This window comes from Streptomyces sp. NPDC002088 (assembly GCF_040296605.1).
Lineage (GTDB): Bacteria > Actinomycetota > Actinomycetes > Streptomycetales > Streptomycetaceae > Streptomyces.
Map to the genome: position 1 here is coordinate 366,364 of NZ_JBEOXO010000004.1, position 21,107 is coordinate 387,470.

21 protein-coding genes are annotated in these 21,107 nt (G+C 71.3%); 7 read left to right on the forward strand and 14 right to left on the reverse strand.

The window, feature by feature from the left end; all coding sequences use genetic code 11:
* Window positions 1-80 precede the first annotated feature (80 nt).
* From ABT114_RS11605 to ABT114_RS11630, 6 genes are all read right to left on the reverse strand, one after another.
* Complete coding sequence (locus ABT114_RS11605; RefSeq protein WP_351141178.1) at window positions 81-845, reverse strand: ABC transporter ATP-binding protein; 765 nt, start codon at window positions 843-845, stop codon at window positions 81-83.
* Window positions 842-1,642, reverse strand: coding sequence for an ATP-binding cassette domain-containing protein (locus ABT114_RS11610; RefSeq protein WP_351141180.1), 801 nt, complete (start codon window positions 1,640-1,642; stop codon window positions 842-844). Before ABT114_RS11610 ends, ABT114_RS11605 begins: the two co-directional genes overlap by 4 nt.
* Complete coding sequence (locus ABT114_RS11615) at window positions 1,639-2,502, reverse strand: ABC transporter permease (protein WP_351141182.1); 864 nt, start codon at window positions 2,500-2,502, stop codon at window positions 1,639-1,641. The genes ABT114_RS11610 and ABT114_RS11615 overlap by 4 nt, the downstream gene beginning before the upstream one ends.
* The gene (locus tag ABT114_RS11620; RefSeq protein WP_351141184.1) at window positions 2,499-3,464 is read right to left on the reverse strand and encodes an ABC transporter permease; all 966 of its coding nucleotides are present in this window, start codon (window positions 3,462-3,464) and stop codon (window positions 2,499-2,501) included. The genes ABT114_RS11615 and ABT114_RS11620 overlap by 4 nt, the downstream gene beginning before the upstream one ends.
* Window positions 3,464-4,984 (reverse strand): ABC transporter substrate-binding protein, encoded by a 1,521-nt coding sequence (locus ABT114_RS11625; protein WP_351141186.1) that lies wholly within the window; start codon window positions 4,982-4,984, stop codon window positions 3,464-3,466. Before ABT114_RS11625 ends, ABT114_RS11620 begins: the two co-directional genes overlap by 1 nt.
* A gap of 82 nt (window positions 4,985-5,066) precedes the next feature.
* Window positions 5,067-5,798 (reverse strand): DUF1684 domain-containing protein, encoded by a 732-nt coding sequence (locus ABT114_RS11630; protein WP_351141188.1) that lies wholly within the window; start codon window positions 5,796-5,798, stop codon window positions 5,067-5,069.
* 267 nt (window positions 5,799-6,065) lie between these two features.
* Here ABT114_RS11630 and ABT114_RS11635 point away from each other — a divergent pair, with 267 nt between their 5' ends.
* Both ABT114_RS11635 and ABT114_RS11640 read left to right on the forward strand, forming a co-directional pair.
* On the forward strand, window positions 6,066-7,235 hold the full coding sequence (locus tag ABT114_RS11635; RefSeq protein WP_351141190.1) for an MFS transporter: 1,170 nt from the start codon (window positions 6,066-6,068) through the stop codon (window positions 7,233-7,235).
* Window positions 7,236-7,446: 211 nt separating this feature from the next.
* Entirely contained in the window at window positions 7,447-8,184 is a 738-nt protein-coding gene (locus ABT114_RS11640) for a maleylpyruvate isomerase family mycothiol-dependent enzyme (RefSeq protein WP_351141192.1), read from the forward strand.
* Window positions 8,185-8,217: 33 nt separating this feature from the next.
* Here the strand turns inward: ABT114_RS11640 and ABT114_RS11645 are convergent, their stop codons facing one another.
* Window positions 8,218-8,622 (reverse strand): MarR family winged helix-turn-helix transcriptional regulator, encoded by a 405-nt coding sequence (locus ABT114_RS11645; RefSeq protein ID WP_351141194.1) that lies wholly within the window; start codon window positions 8,620-8,622, stop codon window positions 8,218-8,220.
* An 85-nt stretch (window positions 8,623-8,707) separates the two neighbouring features.
* Here ABT114_RS11645 and ABT114_RS11650 point away from each other — a divergent pair, with 85 nt between their 5' ends.
* Window positions 8,708-10,195, forward strand: a complete 1,488-nt coding sequence (locus tag ABT114_RS11650) for an MFS transporter (RefSeq protein ID WP_351141196.1) — start codon at window positions 8,708-8,710, stop codon at window positions 10,193-10,195.
* Window positions 10,196-10,411: 216 nt separating this feature from the next.
* Complete coding sequence (locus ABT114_RS11655; protein WP_351141198.1) at window positions 10,412-10,687, forward strand: DUF6332 family protein; 276 nt, start codon at window positions 10,412-10,414, stop codon at window positions 10,685-10,687.
* Window positions 10,688-10,692: 5 nt separating this feature from the next.
* Here the strand turns inward: ABT114_RS11655 and ABT114_RS11660 are convergent, their stop codons facing one another.
* From ABT114_RS11660 to ABT114_RS11670, 3 genes are all read right to left on the reverse strand, one after another.
* Entirely contained in the window at window positions 10,693-11,358 is a 666-nt protein-coding gene (locus ABT114_RS11660; RefSeq protein ID WP_351141200.1) for a response regulator transcription factor, read from the reverse strand.
* Window positions 11,355-12,581 (reverse strand): sensor histidine kinase, encoded by a 1,227-nt coding sequence (locus ABT114_RS11665; protein ID WP_351141202.1) that lies wholly within the window; start codon window positions 12,579-12,581, stop codon window positions 11,355-11,357. The genes ABT114_RS11660 and ABT114_RS11665 overlap by 4 nt, the downstream gene beginning before the upstream one ends.
* 329 nt (window positions 12,582-12,910) lie before the next feature.
* A complete protein-coding gene (locus ABT114_RS11670; protein WP_351141204.1) occupies window positions 12,911-13,648 on the reverse strand; it encodes a TetR/AcrR family transcriptional regulator in 738 nt (245 codons plus the stop codon).
* 201 nt (window positions 13,649-13,849) lie between these two features.
* Between ABT114_RS11670 and ABT114_RS11675 the strand changes: the two genes are divergently transcribed.
* Window positions 13,850-14,299, forward strand: a complete 450-nt coding sequence (locus ABT114_RS11675) for a nitroreductase family deazaflavin-dependent oxidoreductase (RefSeq protein ID WP_351141206.1) — start codon at window positions 13,850-13,852, stop codon at window positions 14,297-14,299.
* Window positions 14,300-14,306: 7 nt separating this feature from the next.
* On the opposite strand, the gene ABT114_RS11680 is transcribed toward ABT114_RS11675, so the two are convergent.
* Window positions 14,307-15,587, reverse strand: a complete 1,281-nt coding sequence (locus ABT114_RS11680) for a geranylgeranyl reductase family protein (protein ID WP_351141207.1) — start codon at window positions 15,585-15,587, stop codon at window positions 14,307-14,309.
* Between the two features lie 182 nt (window positions 15,588-15,769).
* On the opposite strand from ABT114_RS11680, the gene ABT114_RS11685 reads away from it, so the two are divergent.
* Window positions 15,770-17,125, forward strand: a complete 1,356-nt coding sequence (locus ABT114_RS11685; RefSeq protein WP_351141209.1) for a dipeptidase — start codon at window positions 15,770-15,772, stop codon at window positions 17,123-17,125.
* Between the two features lie 269 nt (window positions 17,126-17,394).
* On the opposite strand, the gene ABT114_RS11690 is transcribed toward ABT114_RS11685, so the two are convergent.
* The 3 genes from ABT114_RS11690 to ABT114_RS11700 all read right to left on the reverse strand — a co-directional run bounded on the left by ABT114_RS11690 (window position 17,395) and on the right by ABT114_RS11700 (window position 19,878).
* Window positions 17,395-18,438, reverse strand: coding sequence for an NUDIX hydrolase (locus ABT114_RS11690; RefSeq protein ID WP_351141211.1), 1,044 nt, complete (start codon window positions 18,436-18,438; stop codon window positions 17,395-17,397).
* A gap of 177 nt (window positions 18,439-18,615) precedes the next feature.
* The gene (locus ABT114_RS11695; protein WP_351141213.1) at window positions 18,616-18,810 is read right to left on the reverse strand and encodes a hypothetical protein; all 195 of its coding nucleotides are present in this window, start codon (window positions 18,808-18,810) and stop codon (window positions 18,616-18,618) included.
* 114 nt (window positions 18,811-18,924) lie between these two features.
* Window positions 18,925-19,878 carry an ROK family protein gene (locus tag ABT114_RS11700; protein WP_351141215.1) on the reverse strand — a complete coding sequence of 318 codons (954 nt, stop codon included), beginning with the start codon at window positions 19,876-19,878 and terminating at the stop codon, window positions 18,925-18,927.
* 160 nt (window positions 19,879-20,038) lie between these two features.
* Here ABT114_RS11700 and ABT114_RS11705 point away from each other — a divergent pair, with 160 nt between their 5' ends.
* Complete coding sequence (locus ABT114_RS11705) at window positions 20,039-21,103, forward strand: LacI family DNA-binding transcriptional regulator (RefSeq protein WP_351141217.1); 1,065 nt, start codon at window positions 20,039-20,041, stop codon at window positions 21,101-21,103.
* The last annotated feature ends 4 nt before the right edge of the window (window positions 21,104-21,107 follow it).

Genomic DNA, 21,107 nt, shown 5'->3' on the forward strand with positions numbered 1-21,107 from the left:
CCTGCTCGCCCCCGATCCGAGACGCGGGATGCCGCCGGCCACCACGCCCTGGCAGCCCTCCCCACGTACTGGTTCCGCTCTCAGACAGGCAGGCGCGGCACGCTGTCGATGAGGCGGCGGGTGTACGGGTGTTCGGGGTCGCCCAGCACCTGGTCAGTGGCCCCCTGTTCGACGACGCGACCGCGTTCGAGGACCGCGGTGCGTTCGCAGAGGGAGGCGACGACCGACAGGTCGTGGGAGACCATGACGAGCGTCAGGCCCCGCTCCTCCTTCAACTCGGCCAGCAGGTCGACGACTTTCACCCGGGTCGTGACATCGAGCGCGCTGACGGGTTCGTCGGCGAGCAGCACCCGGGGATCGCAGACGGTGGCGCGGGCGATCGCGATGCGCTGGCGCTGGCCGCCGGAGAACTCGTGCGGATAGCGTTCCGCGGTGTCGGCCGGCAGCCCGACCCGCTCCAGGGCTTCGGCCACCTTGGGCGCGGCCGAGTGCCTGGTGTCGATACCGAGGGAGCGCAGCGGCTCGGCCACGATGCTGCCCACGCGACGGCGCGGGTCCAGCGACGAGTACGGGTCCTGGAAGACGCATTGCACGCTGCGCCGGAACCGGCGCATCTGCTCGCGGTCGCGCAGTCGCAGCTCGTCACCGTCGAAGCGCACGGTGCCCGAGGTGGGCCGGGCGAGCCCGAGCAGCAGGCGCAGCAGCGTCGTCTTGCCCGCACCCGACTCGCCGACCAGGGCGAGGCTCTGTCCTGTCTCCACCGCCAGTGAGATGTCCTGCACGACGGGGGCGGCGCTCCCCCGGTAGCGCAGGGATGTCTCGGTCAGCTCCAGTACGGGGGTCATCGGGCGCTCCTCAGGTCCAGGGCTGACTCCAGTCGCCGAGCGCTGTCGACCAATGCCTTGGTGTACTCGGCGCGGGGGGCCCGGACGATCTGCCGGACGTCGCCCTCCTCGACGGCGCGGCCGTCCTTCATCACCAGGGCACGGTCGGTGATCCTCGCGACGACCGCGAGGTCGTGGCTGACAAAGAGGACGGCCATGTCCCGTTCGCGTACGAGGGTGTCGATCAGGTCGAGCATCTCCGACTGGACGGACACGTCCAGGGCGGTGGTCGGTTCGTCCGCGATGAGCAGCTTCGGCTCGCAGGCCAGCGCCATGGCGAGGGCGACGCGCTGGCGCTGACCGCCGGAGATCTCGTGCGGGAAGGCGCGGGCGATGCGGTCGGGTTCGGGCAGCCGCACCTGCTCCAGGGCCTCGGCGACGGCCCGCTTCAGCTGCGCGCCCCTCAGCCCCCGCCTCCTGCCGAGCGGTTCGGCTATCTGCCGGCCGACGCGCATCAGCGGGTCGAGTGCGGTGAGCGGCTCCTGGAAGACGATGGCGGCGTCCTGGCCACGCACGCCCGTGAGCAGTTTCTCCTGCGCTCCGACGATCTGGGTGCCGGCCAGTTCGACGCTGCCGGTGGCCGTCATGCCGTCGGGCAGCAGACCGAGCACGGCGAGCGTGGTCAGCGACTTCCCGGAGCCGGACTCGCCGATGAGGCCGAGCCGTTCACCGGGGGCGATGGTGAGCGAGAGGTCGTCGACCAGGGTGCGGCCGTCCGCCGTGCGGATCGTCAGTCCGCGTACGTCGAGGATGGTCACGTGCGCCTCCGCCGGGTCGCCGGGTCGAGGGTGTCGCGCAGGCCGTCGGCGATGAGGTTCACGCCGACCACGAGCAGGACGAGCAGGATGCCGGGAGCGAGCGCACCCGCCGGGGCCGTGGTGAAGGTGGCCTGAGCCTCCTGGAGCATGCGGCCCCACGAGGCGTTGGGCGGCGGCGCCCCGAGGCCCAGGTACGACAGGCCGGCCTCGGCCAGTACCGCGAGGCCGAACTGGAGCGCCAGGTTCACCACGAGGGTGGGCCAGATGTTGGGCAGGACGTGTCCGGCCACGATCCGCGGCCAGGACGTACCCGATGTGCGGGCGGCCGTGATGTAGTCCTGCGCCAGCACCCGCTTGACCAGGATGCGTACCAGTCGCGCCACGACGGCGCTCTGTGCGAGGCCGATGGCCAGCACGGCGGAGCCCAGTGTGGCCGAGCGGGCGGCGACGATGAGCATGGCCAGCAGCAGCGTCGGGAAGGCGATCAGGATGTCGAGGAACGCGGAGAGCGTGTCGTCGAGCCAGCCCTGCGCGAACGCCGCGAGGATGCCCAGCGAGACGCCGACGGCGACCGCGATGAGCACCGATCCCAGGCCCGCCTCGAAGGCGATCCGGGAGCCGGTCATCAACTGGGTGAACAGGTCGCGGCCGAGCTTGTCCGTGCCGAGGAGGTGACCTGCGCCGGGGCCGGTGAGCCGTCCGCCCGACGTGTCGTCGGCGGCGTACGGAAGCCAGAAGGCCGAGACCAGTGCGAGCAGGGCGATCAGACCGGTCAGGACGCATCCGACGACGAGCGTGTACGAGCGCTTGGCCGACTGCTTCGTCCGGGTCACGGGCGGTGTCTGCGACAGGTGCGTCATCGGGTGCCTCCCGACAGCCTGCCGCGCAGCCGTGGGTCGATGATCCGCTGGACGAGGTCGGCCGCGAAGCCGATGAGCAGGACCGCGAGCGTGGAGACGAACAGCACCCCCTGGATGACGGGGTAGTCGTGCTGGGCGATGCCGGTGGCGAGCATCGAGCCGAGGCCCGGCAGCGCGTACACCGACTCCACGACGACCGCGCCGAGCAGCGTGGACGCCAGCTCGATGCCGAGGATCGAGATCACCGGTACGGAGGCGTTGCGCAGCCCGTGCCGCCACATGGCCCGCCCGAACGACGAGCCCAGCGCCCGCGCGGTCCGCAGGTAGTCGCTGCCCAGGATGTCGAGGGTGGCGGAGCGGACGTAGCGGATCAGGGACGCACTCATGACGAGCGCGATGGTCACGACCGGCAGCACGAGTGAGCGGATCGCCTCACCGGGCTGGGACCAGCCGTCCGGCGGGAAACCTCCCGCCGGAAGCCAGCCCGCGTTCAGCGCGAAGACGTCGATGAGAATCATGCCGAGCCAGAACACCGGCACGGCGATCCCCAGTTGGGACACTCCGCTCAGGAGAGCGCCGTACCAGGTGCGTCGTTTGTACGCGGCGAGGAAGCCGGTCGGTACCGCGATGAGGACGGCGAGGACGAACGCGGCGAGCGTCAGCGGAATCGTGACGTTCAGCCGCGAGCCGACCTCGGGCCCGACCGGCAGCGAGCTGACGAACGAGGTACCGAGGTCGCCGCTGGCCAACTGCCCGATCCAGTGGGTGAACTGTTCGGGCAGCGGCTTGTCGGAGCCGATGGAGTGCCGTGCCGCCGCGATCTGCTCGGGGCTCGCGCCCACCGAGGTGAGCGCGTTGGCGGGGTCGCCGGGCAACATGCGCAGCAGCACGAACAGCACCACGCTCGCGAGCGCCAGCGACACCAGCAGGAAGGCGAAGCGACGCAGGAGATAGCGCGCCATCAGCCCTTCTTCTTGATGTCGTAGGCGTAGAACTGCGAGTTGAGGCCGTTGAGCGGGTAGCCGGACAGCTTGCTGCTCGCGACGACGATCTGCGGGTACAGGTAGAGCCAGTCGCTGGCCGCGTCCTCGGCGGTCTGCTGGTTGACCTTCTTCAGCAGGGCGGTCTGCTCGGCCGTGCTGGAGGCCTCCTCGGCCTGCTCGACCCACTGGGTGACCTGCTTGTTGTCGTAACCCCAGTAGAAGTCGGGGTTGCCGTACCAGACCAGGTCGCGGTCGTTGACGTGTTCCTGGAGGGTGGCCGTGAAGTCGTGGTTCTTGTAGACCTTCGTGTACCACTCGTCCGGCGTGATCGTGTTGATCTTGACGGTGATGCCGACCTTGGCGAGCTGCGACTTGATGAAGGTCGCGGCGGTCGGGTGCGGGTCGTAGTTCGGGGTGTCGAGCGTGAAGGTGAAGCCGTTCGCGTACCCGGCTTCCTTCAGCAGCTTCTTGGCGCGCGCGGTGTCGTACGCGTTGACCTTGGTCAGGTCCTCGTACCAGGGGTCGGTGGGCGGCACCATCGAGCCGATGAGCTTGCCGTACCCGCCCCAGACCGATTCGAGGAGCTTCTTGTCGTCGATCGCGGCGGAGACGGCCTGCCGCACCTTGACGTCCGTGAACGGCTTGGCCTTGTCGTTGAAGGCGAGCAGCAGCTTGGTCGTCGAATTGCCGTCGTTGACCTTGTAGTTCTGGTTGGACTTGAACTGGTCGAGGGCGTCGGGCGACTGCTCGCTCGTGACGACGTCCACCGCGTTGGTCAGCAACGCGTTGTTCAGCGCCGTCGCGTCCTTGTAGTAGTGGAAGACGACCTGCTTGTTGCTCGCGGCGTCGCCCCAGTAGCCCGCGAACCGGTCGAGGCTGAGGGCGGAGCCGCGGGTCCACTTGTTCAGCTTGTACGGACCGGTGCCGTCCTCGCCCGTCTTCAGACCCTTCGCCTCGGAGTTGATGATCCAGACGTAGGAGAGGTTGTAGACGAAGGAGATCGACTTCTTCGACAGCGTGACCTTGACGGTCTTCGTGTCGGGCGTGGCGACGTCCTTGATGACTTCGAGGTTGCTCTTGCGCGCGGACTGCGAGTCCTTCGCGATGACCTTCTCCAGGCTGTACTTGACGTCCTGGCTGGTGAGCGCCTTGCCGCTGTGGAACTTCACGCCGTCGCGCAGCGTGAAGGTGTACGTGAGGCCGTCACCGCTGACCTTGTAGTCCTGGGCGAGCAGCTTCTCGACCTTGCCGTCGTCGGTGAGCCCGAACAGCCCTTCGTAGACATTGCCGTTGAGGGCTTCGGTGACGCCCTGGCCGCCACCCGCGGTGTTGTCGAGGTTCTGCGGCTCGTAGAGGGAGCCGATGTTGACGGTGGCGTTCTTGTCGACCGCTCCGCCCGAGGCGCTGCCGCCGCCTGCACCGCCGCCGCAGGCGGTGAGAGTGAGAGCGAGTGCGGCCGCGGTCGCGCCGCCGTACAGGGAGGTCTTCTTGATACTCATGAGGAACTAGCGCCTTCGTGATGCGGGAAAGTGAGAAGCCGGAGTGCCCGGTCGCCGGAGCAGCCGGGCACCGGAGCGGTGATCAGTGCTGCGCGAGGAAGCCGTCGCGGAAAACGGGAAGCTTCTCGCCCGCCTCGACGGGCAGGTGGAAGCGGTTCTGCCGCGGCGGCATCGGACAGTTGTACTGGTCGGAGAATCCGCAGGGCGGCACGAAGGCGCGGTTGAAGTCGAGGACGACGCGGCCGTCGTCGGGGGTGCGCTGCACGAAGAGGAAGCGCCCGGCACCGTAGGTGCTGTCGCCGTTGGTGGGGTCGCCGAAGACCAGCAGGAGGGTGCCGTCGTCGTCGAAGGCGCTCAGCGTGTAGGCGCGGCCGTCCACGGTGAGGGTGATGTCACCGGGTACGACGAGGTCACGGCTGCCGCCGTTGTCCCGGATGTGCTCGAAGGCGACCTTCCGCGCGCCCGGCACCGGGGTGTACGCGGCCTCCAGGACCCACGCCGGGTCGTACGGGAAGACGTCGGTGCGCTCGAAGTGCTGGATGGCCGGCGACCGGGCGTCCCAGAAGCGCAGGCCGTACTCGGGCTCGCCGGTGACGAGGTCGGTACGCTCGACCGGGGTGACGGTGACGTGCTCCGACTGTCCGGCACGGGCCGCATCGAGGTCGGACCGCTCACCGGCCGGGAGCCAGCGGGTCTCGACGAGGGCGAGGTTGCCGGTCGGCGCGGTGAGCGACCGCCGCCGCTCGGCACACCATTCCCGCCACTCCCCTGCGGGGTCGGCGGTCGGCTGGTCCGGGGCGGCGGTGTGGGACACGGTTTCTCATTCGCGTAGACGATCTTCGACTGTCAGGCCTCGAAGGTCACACTGCGTGAACCGATGCCCAAAGCACCTTCTTTATCTTCCATAAGGGAAGCTAATGTCAAATTGCGCACCACATCGTGCACCTCGGGGCCTTGCAGTCTCGGGGGTCTCGGGGCGGCGTGGAGCGGCGGGCCGCCCGTCGACTCCCTTGCCCAGCCACCGACCGACACCTAGCCTGAATTTGTGCCGCTAATAAACAAAGCCCGAACGCACAACGCCGTGCCGGGCCACGACCTGACCCGGCTCCGCATCGCCATCACCGTCTTCTTCGCCCTCGACGGCTTCATCTTCGCCGGCTGGGTCGTCCGCATCCCCGCGATCAAGGAACAGACCGACGCATCACCCAGCACGCTCGGCCTCGCCCTCCTCGGCGTCTCCGCCGGCGCAGTCATCACCATGACGCTCACCGGCCGCCTCTGCCGCCGCTACGGCAACCATCAGGTCACCGTCGTCTGCGCCGTCCTGCTCTCGCTGAGTGTCGCCCTGCCCCCGCTCACGCACTCCGCACCGGCACTCGGCGCCGTACTGCTGGTCTTCGGTGCCGCGTACGGCGGGATCAACGTCGCCTTCAACAGCGCCGCCGTAGACCTGGTCGCCGCGCTGCGACGGCCGGTGATGCCCAGCTTCCATGCGGCCTTCAGCCTGGGCGGCATGGTCGGCGCGGGTCTTGGCGGTCTGGTCGCGGCCTCGCTCTCGCCCACCCGCCACCTGCTCGGCCTCACACTCACGGGCCTGCTGGTGACCGCTGTCGCGGGGCGCACGCTCCTGCGCCACGAGCCCCCTACGCCGCCGGACGACGCACGCCCCGGCAGCCGGGACGGCACCCGCCGGCCGGACACCCGCATCCGGGGACTGGTCGCCGTCCTCGGCCTGATCGCCCTCTGCACGACGTACGGCGAAGGAGCCATGGCCGACTGGGGCGCCCTGCACCTCAAAGAGGACCTGGACACCTCGCCGGGGATCGCGGCGGTGGGGTACTCCTGCTTCGCGCTCGCGATGACGGCCGGACGGCTGTCGGGTACGGCGCTGCTCGTGCGGCTGGGCCGCACCCGCACCGTGGTCGCGGGCGGCACCGTCGCCTCCGTCGGCATGCTGGTCGGCTCCCTCGCCCCGTCCGCGTGGGCGGCTCTGCTCGGCTTCGCCGTCACGGGGATCGGTCTCGCCAACCTCTTCCCGATCGCGGTCGAGCACGCCGGCAGCCTCGCCGGACCGGCCGGCGTCGCGACCGTCTCCACACTCGGTTACGGCGGCATGCTCCTCGGACCGCCCGCCATCGGGTTCATGGCCGACTGGTTCTCCCTGCCCACCGCCCTCACCAGCGTCGCGGCACTGGCCGGCGTGGCCGCCCTCATCGGATTCACCACGCGGCGGGCAACCGCCACCGAGTAGCCACAGGCAGCCGTACCAATCCCGCCTTCCACGGCACTCCACCCGGCACACTCACCCCACGGACCGGCCTGCTCACGCCACCGCTCACCGCCCTCGCCCGCACCGCCACCCCTCCTCGGACCCACCACACGACACACAGCCGCCACCGGGCAACCACCAGCGGCCGTACCCGGCTTGCCTTCGACCGCACTCCGTCGGGCACACTCGCCCCATGCAAACTGCCGAGTTCATTGGTTTCCTCGACCGAGAGGGACGGTCGCTGGCCGCGGCCGCCGAGGCGGCGGGGGTCGACGCCAAGGTGCCGACCTGCCCGGGGTGGCAGGTGCGGGACCTGCTGCGGCACACGGGAGCGGTGCACTGCTGGGCCGCCTCCTTCGTCGCCGAGGGACACACGGCGCCCCGGCCCCTCGACGATGCTCCGGACCTCGACGGCGCCGAACTCCTGGCCTGGTACCGCGACAGCCACCGCCTCCTCGTCGACACCCTGACCGCGGCGCCGCCCGACACGGCGGCCTGGACCTTCCACCCCGCGCCCGCGCCCTCCCCCCTGTTCTTCTGGGCCCGCCGGCAGGCCCACGAGACGGCCGTCCACCGCTACGACGCGGAGTCGGCGCTCGGCGGCACCCCGGGCCCGGTCGCCGTGGACTTCGCGGCGGACGGCATCGACGAGCTCCTGCGCGGCTTCCACGCCCGGCCCAAGAGCCGGGTCCGCACCGAGGCTCCGCGCGTACTGCGGGTGCGCGCGACGGACACGGACGCGGTGTGGACCGTACGGCTGTCGACGGAACCGCCCGTGACCACGCGGGACGAGACGGGGACCGCGGAGTGCGAACTGGCGGGTACGGCCGAGCAGTTGTACCTGGCGCTGTGGAACCGGCGGCCGATGCCGAGCGTGACCGGGGACGCGTCGCTGGCCGCGCTGTGGCGGGAGAAGTCGGCGATCAACTGACCGTCGGACACCGAAGGCCGACGGCGGCGGGCGTCAGTCGGCGGGGCCGTCCGCCAGCATCCGCGTCAGCACGGCGCGCTGCACCGGCCGCACCTCGCCGTGCAGGTCGCGGCCCTGGGTGGTGAGGGCCACGCGCACGCCCCGTCGGTCCTCCGGACACATGGCCCGCTCGACGAGACCGTCCTTCTCCAGGCGGGCGATCAGCCGCGACAGCGCGCTCTGGCTGAGATGGACCCGCTCGGCGATCTCCTGAACGCGGTAGGTGCAGGAGCCGTCCGCCGCCGCCCCTTCGGACAGCACCTCCAGCACCTCGAAGTCGCTGGCGCACAGGCCGTGTTGATGCAGGGCGCGGTCGAGCTCGCACTGGGTGCGCGCATGGAGCGCCAGGATGTCCCGCCACTGATCCACGAGCGCCTGCTCGGCCTTCTTCGCCGCCATGTCGGCACCGTAGCAGAGAAACGGGATTGTTGCATCGGAATTAAATGCACTTGCATTCGATGCATGCGCATGTAGTCTCGGCGTCATGACCTCTCCGCTCACCACTCCTGCGTCCGACGGACGCTGGACCCCGCGGCTGTGGGGCACCCTGCTGGTGCTGTGCGCCGCCATGTTCCTGGACGCGCTGGACGTGTCGATGGTCGGCGTCGCCCTGCCGTCCATCGGCTCCGACCTCCACCTGTCGACCTCGACGCTGCAATGGATCGTCAGCGGCTACATCCTGGGTTACGGCGGCCTGCTGCTCCTCGGCGGCCGGACCGCCGACCTGCTGGGGCGGCGCCAGGTCTTCCTGGTGGCCCTGGGTGTGTTCGCGCTGGCGTCCCTGCTCGGCGGCCTCGTCGACTCGGGCCCACTGCTGATCGCCAGCCGCTTCATCAAGGGCCTGAGCGCGGCCTTCACGGCACCGGCCGGCCTGTCGATCATCACGACGACCTTCCCCGAGGGCCCGCTGCGCAACCGTGCCCTGTCCATCTACACCACCTGCGCCGCCACCGGCTTCTCCATGGGCCTGGTGCTGTCCGGCCTGCTCACCGAGGCCAGCTGGCGCCTCACCATGCTGCTGCCCGCGCCCATCGCCCTGGTCGCGCTGGCGGCGGGACTGCGGCTGCTGCCGCGCAGCGAACGCGAGAAGGACCACCAGGGCTACGACATCCCCGGCGCCGTCCTCGGCACCGCCTCGATGCTGCTGCTGGTCTTCACCGTCGTCCAGGCACCGGAGGCCGGCTGGGCATCGGCCCGCACGCTGCTGTCCTTCCTCGCCGTCGCCGCCCTGCTGACCGTCTTCGTCCTGGTCGAGCGGCGCTCGCCGGGGCCGCTGATCCGGCTCGGCGTGCTGCGCTCCGGCAGCCAGATCCGCGCCCAGCTCGGCGCGATGGCCTTCTTCGGGTCGTACGTCGGCTTCCAGTTCCTGGTCACGCTGTACATGCAGTCGCTGCTCGGCTGGTCGGCGCTGCACACCGCGCTCGCGTTCCTGCCGGCCGGCGCGCTGGTGGCGATGTCGTCGAGCAAGGTCGGCGCGATCGTCGACCGGTTCGGTACGCAGCGGCTGATCGCCGTGGGCTTCGCGCTCATGGTCGTCGGGTACGGGCTGTTCCTGCGCGTCGACCTCGACCCGGTGTACGCGGCCGTGATCCTGCCGAGCATGCTGCTGATCGGCGCGGCCTGCGCACTGGTCTTCCCCTCGCTCAACATCCAGGCCACCAACGGCGTCGAGGACCACGAGCAGGGCATGGTCTCCGGTCTGCTCAACACCTCGGTGCAGGTGGGTGGCGCGATCTTCCTGGCCGTCGTGACAGCGGTCGTCACCGCGCACACCCCCGCCGAAGCCGATCCGCAGGCAGTGCTGGACAGCTACCGCCCCGGGCTCGTGGTCGTCACGGGTATCGCCCTCGCCGGACTCCTGATCACGCTCACCGGCCTGCGACGCGTGCGCCCGCATGCGCAGCAGACCGTCGTGGTCGCCAAGTCCACCGTGAAGGAGGCGGATGCGGAGCGCGTTGCGGTCCGCGACTGAGCGCTCCGCCGGAAGCGCGGTCACGAACCCGCGGGCCGGTGGGGGCTGGTCGCGCCCACGCGGCGGAGCCGCAGATCGACACAGCCCAGCGCCCCTTACGGGGCGCGATACCGCACCGGACTTCGTCAAGGCTGCTCAGGGGGCGCCGCCTCCAGTAGTGCGTGGGCCCGGCGGGGTTGCTTGCCCCGCCGGGCACACGCCTGTTTGACTCACGGCATGACTGGTCACGGGGGACGGCGCACCCAGGCGGAGCGGGACGCGATCACCGTCGAGATCGGATACGCGCTGTGCAGCGCGGCGTTCGCGGCGGCGGTCGTCTCCGGCGCGGTCGCCGGTCCTGCGCTGCTGTTCGAACTGCCGGGTGCGGTGGAGACGCTGCTGCTGCGCACTGCGCTCGTACTCGCGCCCGTGCTCTTCGCCGCCCGCGTGGTCGGTGTGCTGCTCCGCTTCCGGGGCCGGGCCGTCCCCGGTGCCGACGACGATGTCCGGTAGGGACCTCAGCCCAGCCAACCCGGCCGCACCAGCCCCGACTCGTAGGCCAGCACGACCAGTTGGGCCCGGTCACGCGCGCCCAGCTTCACCATCGTGCGGCTCACATGGGTCTTCGCGGTCAGCGGACTGACGACCAGACGGCGGGCGATCTCCTCGTTGGACAGGCCGATGCCGACCAGGGCCATCACCTCGCGTTCCCGCTCGGTGAGCCGGTCGAGGGCGTCGGCGGCCGCGGGCTCCTTCGAGCGGGCCGCGAACTCGGCGATCAGCCGGCGCGTCACGCCCGGCGAGAGCAGCGCGTCACCCTCGACCACTGCCCTTACAGCGCGCAGGAGTTCGTCGGGCTCGGTGTCCTTGACCAGGAAGCCGGAGGCGCCCGAGCGAATCGCCTCGAAGACGTACTCGTCGAGCTCGAAGGTGGTCAGCATGACCACCTTGACGTCCGTCAGGCCGGGGTCGCCGGTGATGCCGCGGGTCGCGGCCAGGCCGTCGAGGCGGGGCATGCGGATGTCCATCAGGACGACGTCGGGGCGCAGTTCACGCACCGCGTGCAGCGCCTCCTCGCCGTCGGCGGCCTCCCCGGCCACCTCGATGTCCGACTGCGCGTCGAGCAACGCCCGGAAACCGGCCCGGACCAGGGACTGGTCGTCAGCGAGCAGTACACGGATCACCGGTCCTCCTCGGCCTTCAGCGGCAGTACGGCGAGCACCCGGAAGCCGCCGTCCGGGCGCGGCCCCGCCTCGATCGTGCCACCCAGCGCGGCCGCCCGCTCCCGCATTCCGGCCAGGCCGTTGCCACTGCCTCCCACGTCGGCGCCGGTCGCGGGCCCGTCGTCGTCGATGCACAGGCGCAGCGCCCCTCCCCCGTACTCGAGGTGCACGCGCGCGTGCCGCGAACCCGAGTGCCGTACGACGTTGGTGAGGGCCTCCTGGACGATGCGGAACGCGGCGAGGTCCGCGCCGGGCGGAAGCCCTGGAGGCTGCCCCTCGACCTCGACCGTGAGGCCCGCGCCCGCCGCCTGTTCCACCAGCTCGGGCAGCCTCCCGAGGCCGGGCGCCGGCGTGCGCGGCGCGTCACCCGGTGTACGCAATGTGTCGAGCACCTGACGGACCTCCCCGAGCGCCTCTTTGCTCGCGGCCTTGATGGTCGTGAGCGCCGTGCGCGCCTGCTCCGGGTCCGTGTCGAGGAGCGCCAGGCCAACGCCCGCCTGCACGTTGATCACGGAGATGCTGTGCGCGAGGACGTCGTGCAGCTCCCGGGCGATCCGCAGCCGCTCCTCGTCGGCGCGCCGCCGCGCGGCCTGCGCGCGCTCGGCCCGTTCCCGGGCCCACTGCTCACGTCGTACCCGGGCCAGCTCGGACAGCGCCACGATCGCCACCACCCAGGTGGCGGCGCCGACCTCCTGCCACCAGGAGGCGGACGAGTCACCGGACGGCGGCAGCCACCGGTAGAGCCAGTGCGCCACCAGCACATGCCCGGCCCAGAGCATCCCCGCCGCCGACCAGGCGGCCCAGCGGTGCCCCGCGACGACCGCGCTGAAGCACGCCACTGCGACGGTCAGGAAGACCGGCCCGTAGGCGTATCCGGCGCCCAGGTAGACCATCGCGGCCGCAGCCGTGCCGAACGCGACGACCACCGGATACCGCTTCCGCCACAGCAGCAGGCCCGCGCCCGCGAACAGCAACACGCGTGCGAAGACGTCGAGTGAGGCCCGCCCGCCCTCCTGCGCGTGGGCCGCGAAGTTCGACCCGATGAGCACGAACACGGTGACCAGCACGGTGGAGCGCCACGGCCACCGGGCGCCCCAGTCGCCGCCGTCCCGGAGGTTCCCCCACGACGGCCCGTGCCGCCGCCACTGGGGCGGGCCACCGCCGGGTACGCGCTGCTCGTCCATGCCCGCCACGCTAGACGCCGCGAACCGCGGCGGGCGTCCACCGGGCGGGGCGATCACGCGTACTCCCCGCGGAGTACGTCCCGTGCCCCGGCTTGCGCACTGCCCTACCCGGGGCCCTTGGTACAGCCCGGACGAAATGCGCCTGAGCAATCCGGACCCAAGACAACCCAAGACGGCCTAAGACAGGTCCTCAGCAACCTTGACGAAGTCCGGTGCGGTATCGCGCCCCGGTAAGGGGCGCGGGGCTGTGTCGATATGCGGCTCCGCCGCGTGGGCGCGACCAGCCCCCACCGGCCCGCAGGTTCGTGACCGCGCTTCCAGCGGAGCGCTCAGTCAGCCCGCCCCTGCTGCGGGTACACCAGCCCCACACCGTGCGCGAGCTGGGTCACGGCGTGCCGGAAGAACGGCTCCCGGTCCTCCACGACCCGGTTGAACTGCCCGAACAGCTCGAACCCGATCAGCCCGAACAGCTGCGCCCAGGCCGCGACGAGTGCCGTGACCACCCCTGGGGGCAGATCGGGCGCGAGGTCGGCCGCCATCCGCTCGGCCTCGGCGCGCAGCTCGGCCGGCAGCGGCGGCTTGGCCACGCCGAGTCCCCGGTGCGCGTCCCGCACGATGCCGATGAGGACGGCGCCGACGCGGGCGGCGGCCGGGACGGTCGTCTCGGGCGCGGAGTATCCCGGTACCGGCGATCCGTAGATCAGCGCGTACTCGTGCGGGTGCGCGATCGCCCACCCGCGCGCGGCCTCGCAGACCGTGGTCCACCGTTGTACCGGACCGGCCTCGGCGACCGTGGCCTCCGCCGCCTCCGCGCTCTGGCCAAGGGAGTTGTAGGCGTCGATGATGAGTGCGGTGAGCAGGTCGTCACGGCTGGGGAAGTAGCGGTACAGCGCGGAGGAGACCATCCCGAGCTCGCGGGCCACGGCCCGCAGCGAGAGCTTGGCGGCACCCTCCGCGGCGAGCTGTCTGCGCGCCTCGTCCTTGATGGCCGCGGTCACTTCGATCCTGGCGCGGGCTCGGGCGCCGCTCGTCGCTCCGTGCGTGGTGCCGCGTGCGCTGTTGCTCATAGGAGCGAGTGTCCCACGTATTTGGAGCAGTGCACACATTCAAGAGCGGCGAACACATTCAAGAGCACCGCCCCAAAAAGAGAGCGGTGCTCTTGCTTTGGATCACCGATCTACAGCAGACTGTTCTCAAGCGAGAGCACTGCTCACAAAGTCCGCATCCCGGGCCCTCAGCGCGCCCAGGACTTCCAGGAGGAAGTTGCCATGTCCACGCACGTCAAGAAGCCCGGCTGGTTCACCGTCAACGTCTTCAACCGTGCCGTGGCGTGGATGACCCGCCGCGGCATCAGCGTCTGGGGCTCCCGGGTCCTGGCGGTCCGCGGCCGCAAGAGCGGCGAGTGGCGGACCACCCCCGTGAACCTCCTGACGGTGGACGGCCTGCAGTACCTGGTCGCCCCCCGCGGTCACGTCCAGTGGACACACAACATGCGCGCGGCGGGCGGCGGCGAACTGCGCCTCGGCAAGAACGTGGACACGTTCACCGCGACCGAGGTCACCGACGACGACAAGGTCCCGCTGCTGCGCGCCTACCTCAAGCGCTGGAAGGCCGAGGTCGGCGTCTTCTTCAACGGAGTCGGCCCCGACTCCCCCGACGACGAGCTGCGCCGGATCGCCCCGGACCACCCGGTCTTCCGCATCAGCGTCAAGAGCTGAACCAGCATCAGGAACCGGCCTCGCCGGCCTCGCGGACCTCGGCGACCCCACCGTCCGAGGCGCCCGCGGCCGCCGCCGCGGGCCGGCGGTCCAGCGCGGTCAGGGCGCGCTGGGCGAAGGGGTGGCTGCGCACCAGCTCACCCAACGACGTCGCACCCCGCGTGATGTCCGTGAACGCCCGCCAGGCGGGCCGGAACCCCGTAAGAGCCGCGTGGAAGACACCGGGCCGCCGCTCGAACGCCGACAGCAGCCGCTTGCCGACGCTCATCTCCACACCCAGCCCTGCCTTGATCGCGAACGCGTAGTTCAGGGCCTGTCGGCGTGCGTCCACGGCGTCGTGCGCCTCGGCGATCCGGACCGCCCACTCCCCCGCGAGCCGCCCCGAGCGCAGCGCGAACGAGATGCCCTCGCGCGTCCACGGCTCAAGGAGCCCCGCCGCGTCTCCACACACGAGGACCCGCCCGCGCGACAGCGGCGAGTCGTCCGCCCGGCAGCGGGTCAAGTGGCCGGAGGAGACGCTCGGTTCGAAGCCGGCGAGGCCGAGCCGGGCGATGAAGTCCTCCAAGTAGCGCTTGGTCGCCGCGCCTTCACCGCGGGCCGAGATCACACCGACCGTCAGCGTGTCCCCCTTGGGGAACACCCAGCCGTAGCTGCCGGGCATCGGCCCCCAGTCGATGAGGACCCGCCCCTGCCAGTCCTCGGCGACCGTGTCCGGCACCGGGATCTCCGCCTCCAGGCCGAGGTCCACCTGGTCGAGCTTCACCCCGACGTGCGCCCCTATGCGGCTGGCGCTGCCGTCCGCGCCGACGACCGCCCGCGCGAAGAGCGTCTCGCCGCCCTGCAGCACGACGGCGACCGTACGCCGATCCGGCACGGCCGACCCGTGCTGCTCCACCCGCTGCACGGTGACGCCCGTACGCAGTTCGGCGCCCGCCTTCTGCGCGTGCTCGACCAGCTGCTGGTCGAACTCGGGCCGGTTGATCAGCCCGAACAGTATCCGCCTGGAGCGGCGGGTACGGGTGAAACGGCCGTTGTTCGAGAAGGTCACCGCGTGCACACGGTCCCGCAGCGGCAGCTCGAAGCCGGGCGGCAGAGAATCGCGCGACGGGCCGATGATGCCGCCGCCGCACGTCTTGTAGCGGGGCAGCTCCGCTTTCTCCAGCAACAGAACGCGGCGCCCCGCGACCGCCGCCGCATAGGCTGCCGAGGCCCCCGCGGGTCCCGCGCCCACCACGACGACGTCCCACACCTGCCGCACGTCGTCCGCTGAAGAGTTCTCGCTGCTCACGATGGTCTACTGCTCCCGATCAAGCCGCTGCCGCACCTGTCACCCGCATCCTACGGCCGCTGTCGCCGCAGGCCGCTGTGGGAGGATCAGCAGCGTATGTGCCCTGCACACACAAGTGCGCATACGCTGACACGATCATCCGTACTCACAAGTACAACGTCGCACCTACGAGGAGCGTGCCCATGTCGTCGAATCCGGTCGCCGAGACCGTCGCCTCGCTGATGCCCAGGGCGAAGGCGGAGCTCACCGAGCTGGTGGCCTTCAAGTCGGTGGCGGACTTCGACCAGTTCCCCAAGAGCGAGAGCGAGGGCGCCGCGAACTGGGTCGCCGACGCCCTGCGCGCCGAGGGTTTCGCGGACGTGGCCCTGCTCGACACCCCCGACGGCACGCAGTCGGTGTACGGCTACCTGCCCGGCCCGGAGGGCGCGAAGACCGTCCTCCTCTACGCCCACTACGACGTGCAGCCGCCGCTGGACGAGGCCGCGTGGACCACCCCGCCCTTCGAGCTGACCGAGCGCGACGGCCGCTGGTACGGCCGCGGGGCCGCCGACTGCAAGGGCGGCGTCATCATGCACCTGCTCGCCCTGCGCGCACTGAAGGCGAACGGCGGCGTCCCGGTGCACGTCAAGGTGATCGCCGAGGGTTCGGAGGAGATGGGCACGGGCGGCCTGGAGCGGTACGCCGAGGAGCACCCGGACCTTCTGGAGGCCGACACGATCGTCATCGGCGACGCGGGCAACTTCCGCGTGGGCCTGCCGACCGTCACCTCCACCCTGCGCGGCATGACTCTGGTCCGCGTGCAGGTCGACACGCTCGAAGGCAACCTGCACTCGGGCCAGTTCGGCGGCGCCGCGCCGGACGCGCTGGCCGCGCTGATCCGCGTACTGGACTCGCTGCGCGCCGAGGACGGTTCGACGACGGTCGACGGGCTCGCCCCCGAATCCCACTGGGACGGACTCCAGTACGACGAGGAGCAGTTCCGCAAGGACGCCAAGGTGCTCGACGGCGTCGGACTGATCGGGTCCGGCACGGTCGCCGACCGCATCTGGGCCCGCCCGGCCGTCACAGTCCTCGGCATCGACTGTCCGCCGGTCGTCGGCGCGACCCCCTCCGTGCAGGCGGGCGCCCGCGCGCTGGTGAGCCTGCGAGTGCCGCCGGGCGTCGACGCGATCGAGGCGACGAAGCTGCTCCGGGCCCACCTGGAGGCGCACACGCCGTGGGGTGCGCGGGTGCGGACGGAGCAGATCGGTCAGGGGCAGGCGTTCAGCGCCGACACGACCAGCCCGGCGTACGCGGCGATGGCCGAGGCGATGGCGGTGGCGTATCCGGGTCAGGAGATGCAGTACGCCGGCCAGGGCGGCTCCATCCCCCTGTGCAACACCCTGGCGTCGCTCTACCCGCGCGCGGAGATCCTCCTCATCGGCCTGAGCGAGCCGGAGGCGCAGATCCACGCGGTGAACGAGAGCGTGTCACCCGAGGAGCTGGAGCGGCTGTCGGTGGCGGAGGCTTTGTTCCTGCGCAACTACGCGGGCGGCTGATCCGCGCTGCCCGCAGCAGAGGGCCCTCTGCACACAGTGAGGGGCCCTCTCCGCACGAGCGCGCCTTCTTCGACCGCGCCTACAACACCGTCCACTTGGTGAACTGGCTGGTCATTGCCCTGTATGGCTACGGCCGCGACGACCGCGAGGCCTTCGTCCGCGCGTGCGCCGACGGCGCGCGGTCATCCAGCAGCGTGAGCAGGAGAGCAGACTGACGCCTTACCCGTTCGAGGCGCTCCGGACCGCCCGACGGTTCATCCCGTCGGGCGTCAGCCGCCGATCGGTGTGCCCGCCTCCAGATACAGCGCCGCCCCGCGTTCCTTCGCGCGCAGGGCCCAGCGCAGGCGTTCGTAGCGGACGGGCGGGAGCAGGTCGGCGGCCTCCTGTTCGGTGACGAAGCGCCACTCGCGCAGTTCGGGTCCGGGCAGCAGCAGCCCGGCGGCCCGGGCGGAGTCGAGGCGTCCGCCGTCGAAGAGGAGGCGCAGACCGCCGAAGCCGGGCGGTACCGGCCGCTCCCAGTCGACGACGAGCAGGCGGGGCAGGTCGTCGAGGCGTATCCCGGTCTCCTCCGCCACCTCGCGCACGCCCGCCCGCGCGGGGGCCTCACCGGGTTCGACGACACCGCCGGGAAACTCCCAGCCGGCCTTGTAGGTCGGGTCGACGAGCAGCACCCGGTCCTGTTCGTCGAAGAGCAGCACCCCGGCGGCGATCGTCTCGGCCGTCGGCTCCGGGGTCTGCACGATGTCGCAGGTGGCCACGGCACCGCTGCCGACAGCCTCGGCGATACGGACGGCCGTCTCGTACGGGGTGAGAGCACTGGTGTCGACGGGGTGCGCGTCGGCGGTGAGCCAGGAGGCGAGGGCGGTGCGGTACGGCTCGATGTGGTCGTACGACCACTGGCGTACCCGCATCTCCCCGTCGGGCAGGTCCGGCGGGATCTCCCGCCTGGCTATTCGCTCGCGCAGGATCGTTTCCGCCGGGGCGAGGAGCACATGGCGCACGGCGATCCGGCGGGCGGCGAGGCCGCCGAAGATCTCGTCGCGGTACTCCTGGCGCAGCAGGGTCATCGGCACCACCAGGGTGCCACCGAGTTCGGCGAGCATCGCGGCCGCGGTGTCGATCACGAGCCGTCGCCAGATCGGCAGGTCCTGGAAGTCGCCGACCTCGGCGAGGTGTTTGGGCGGCAGCAGGTGCGTGAGTGCCGCGCCGATGACCTCGGGGTCGAAGAGCGTGCTGTTCGGGATCAGTTCGATCAGTTCCCGTGCGGTGGTGGTCTTCCCCGCACCGAACGCACCGTTGATCCAGACGATCACGGTTCCCCCTCTTCTGTTGGCCCCCTGTGGCTTGCCCGCTCCACCCTGCCACGGAAACCAGCTCCAGTTGAGGGTGCATGTACGGAGGCGCCGACGCCCCTGGAACGGGGCACCGGCGCCGTATACAGAAGTCGGCCTGATCCGAGATACAGGCCCCCTGGCCGCCTGCCGCGACCCTCAGTCGCTCTGCCCCGAGGTGTCCTTGTGGACGTCCAGGCCGGCGCCGGCGGCGGTGTGGTCGGGGGTGCTGACGCTGTCCCCCGTGTTCAGGTCACCGAGGTCATCGGCGCCCGCCCCGTGGGACGGGGTGATCGCGGCAACCACGAATCCGGTGGCGAGGGAGGCGAGGGCGAGCATGCTGCGCTTCTTCATGCCCCGCTCAACTACGCAAGGGGGTACGGGGTCACGCCCATGCCTCGGACGGCGCGCCCCGGGACCGCCGCGCAGGGCCGGCGGCCCCGCGTCGACGTTCCCGCAACCAGCGCCTCAGACTCCCGCCGCCGTCGTACCCGACATCCCCGCCAGCGCGGCCGCGGCCGCTCCCACCAGCCCTGCGTCCGTGCCCATCTGGGCCGGCGCCACGGTCAGACGCTGCACGAAGGAGAGGGTCGCGTAGTCGCCGAGGGCCTTGCGCAGCGGTGCGAAGAGCACGTCCCCCGCCTTGCCCACTCCCCCGCCGACGACGGCGATGTCGATCTCGACGAGCGTCGCGGTGGCCGCGATTCCGGCGGCCAGGGCCTGCGCCGCCCGCTCGAAGGAGGCCACCGCGACCGGGTCTCCGGCCTGGGCGGCGGCGGCCACCGCGGCGGCGGAGACGTCACCGTCGGGCCCGGGACGCCAGCCGTTCTCCAGGGCACGGCGGGCGATGTTGGGGCCGCTGGCGATGCGCTCCACGCACCCGCGCGCACCGCACGGGCACGGGTCGCCGTCCAGGTCCACGCTGATGTGGCCGATGTGGCCCGCGTTGCCGGTGGGGCCCGGGTGGAGCTGACCGTTGAGGACCAGCCCGCCGCCGACGCCGGTGGAGACCACCATGCACAGCGCGTTGGCGTGGCCACGGGCGGCGCCCTGCCAATGTTCGGCCGCCGTGATCGCCACGCCGTCGCCGATGAGCTCGACGGGCAGGTCTCCGACGGCGGCCCGGACCCGCTCGACGAGCGGGAAGTCGCGCCAGCCCGGCACGTTCACCGGGCTCACCGTGCCGGCGGAGGCGTCCACCGGGCCCGCGCTGCCTATGCCTATGGCGTCCGCGCGCTCCCACAGCGGCGCCGCGCTCAGTTCGACGAGCACCTCCTCGACGGCCCTCATCACGGTGTCGCCGTCCTCCTGCGCGGGCGTCGGGCGCTGCGCGCGCACCAGGATCGTGCCGTGGCCGTCGACCAGCGCTCCGGCGATCTTGGTGCCGCCGATGTCGAGCGCGGCCACGAGGTCGGTGTGCATCAGTGTGGGATCTCCCCGTGGAAAAGGGCTGGCCGGTCCAGCGGTGGGGGACGTGGGCCGTAGATTGTGGTGGACAGTCTCTCCCGCACCTGACAACGTTGTCCAGGCCCTATGCTCGAAGCCACATCCTCATACATGCCCGTGGACCGACGCATCCCCCGTGGCCGACAGGACAGGACACCGCACCGTGCCCGACACGCCCCGCCGATCCGAGAACCGCTACGGCAACCGTCCGACCATGAAGGACGTGGCCGCACGAGCCGGGGTAGGACTGAAAACGGTCTCTCGTGTCGTCAACGGTGAGCAGGGTGTCACCCCGGAGACGGAGCGCCGCGTCCACGAGGCCATCGAGTCCCTGGGCTTCCGCCGCAACGACAGCGCGCGGGTGCTGCGCAAGGGCCGCACCGCGAGCATCGGCCTGGTCCTGGAGGACCTCGCCGACCCGTTCTACGGCCCCCTCAGCCGCTCGGTCGAGGAGGTGGCCCGCGCCCACGGCGCCCTGCTGATCAACGGCTCCAGCGCGGAGGACCCCGACCGCGAGCAGGAGCTGGCGCTGGCGCTGTGCGCGCGCCGGGTGGACGGGCTGGTCATCATCCCGGCGGGCGACGACCACCGCTATCTGGAGCCGGAGATCAGAGCGGGCGTCGCGACGGTCTTCGTCGACCGGCCGGCCGGGAAGATCGACGCCGATGTCGTCCTGTCGGACAACTACGGCGGTGCCCGCGACGGCGTCGCCCACCTGATCGCCCACGGCCACCGCCGGATCGGCTTCATCGGCGACATGCCGCGTATCCACACGGCGGCCGAGCGGCTGCGCGGCTACCGGGCCGCCATGGAGGACGCGGGCATACCCGTGGCGGACTCCTGGATGTCCCTGGGCGTCACCGACCCGCAGCGGGTGCGCAAGGCGGCCGCGGACATGCTCTCCGGCCCCTCCCCCGTGACCGCGGTCTTCGCGGGCAACAACCGGGTGACCGTCACGGTGATCCGTGTCCTCGCCGAGCAGACCCGCCGCGTGGCCCTCGTCGGCTTCGACGACATCGAGCTCGCCGACCTGCTCCATCCGGGCCTCACCGTCGTCGCCCAGGACGCGGCGGCCCTCGGCCGCACCGCCGCCGATCGGCTCTTCCGCCAGCTGGACGGCTCCCTGATCGTCCCGGAGCGCATCGAGTTGCCGACCCGTCTGATCACCCGCGGCTCGGGCGAGCTGCCGCCGGCGGACTGAGTGG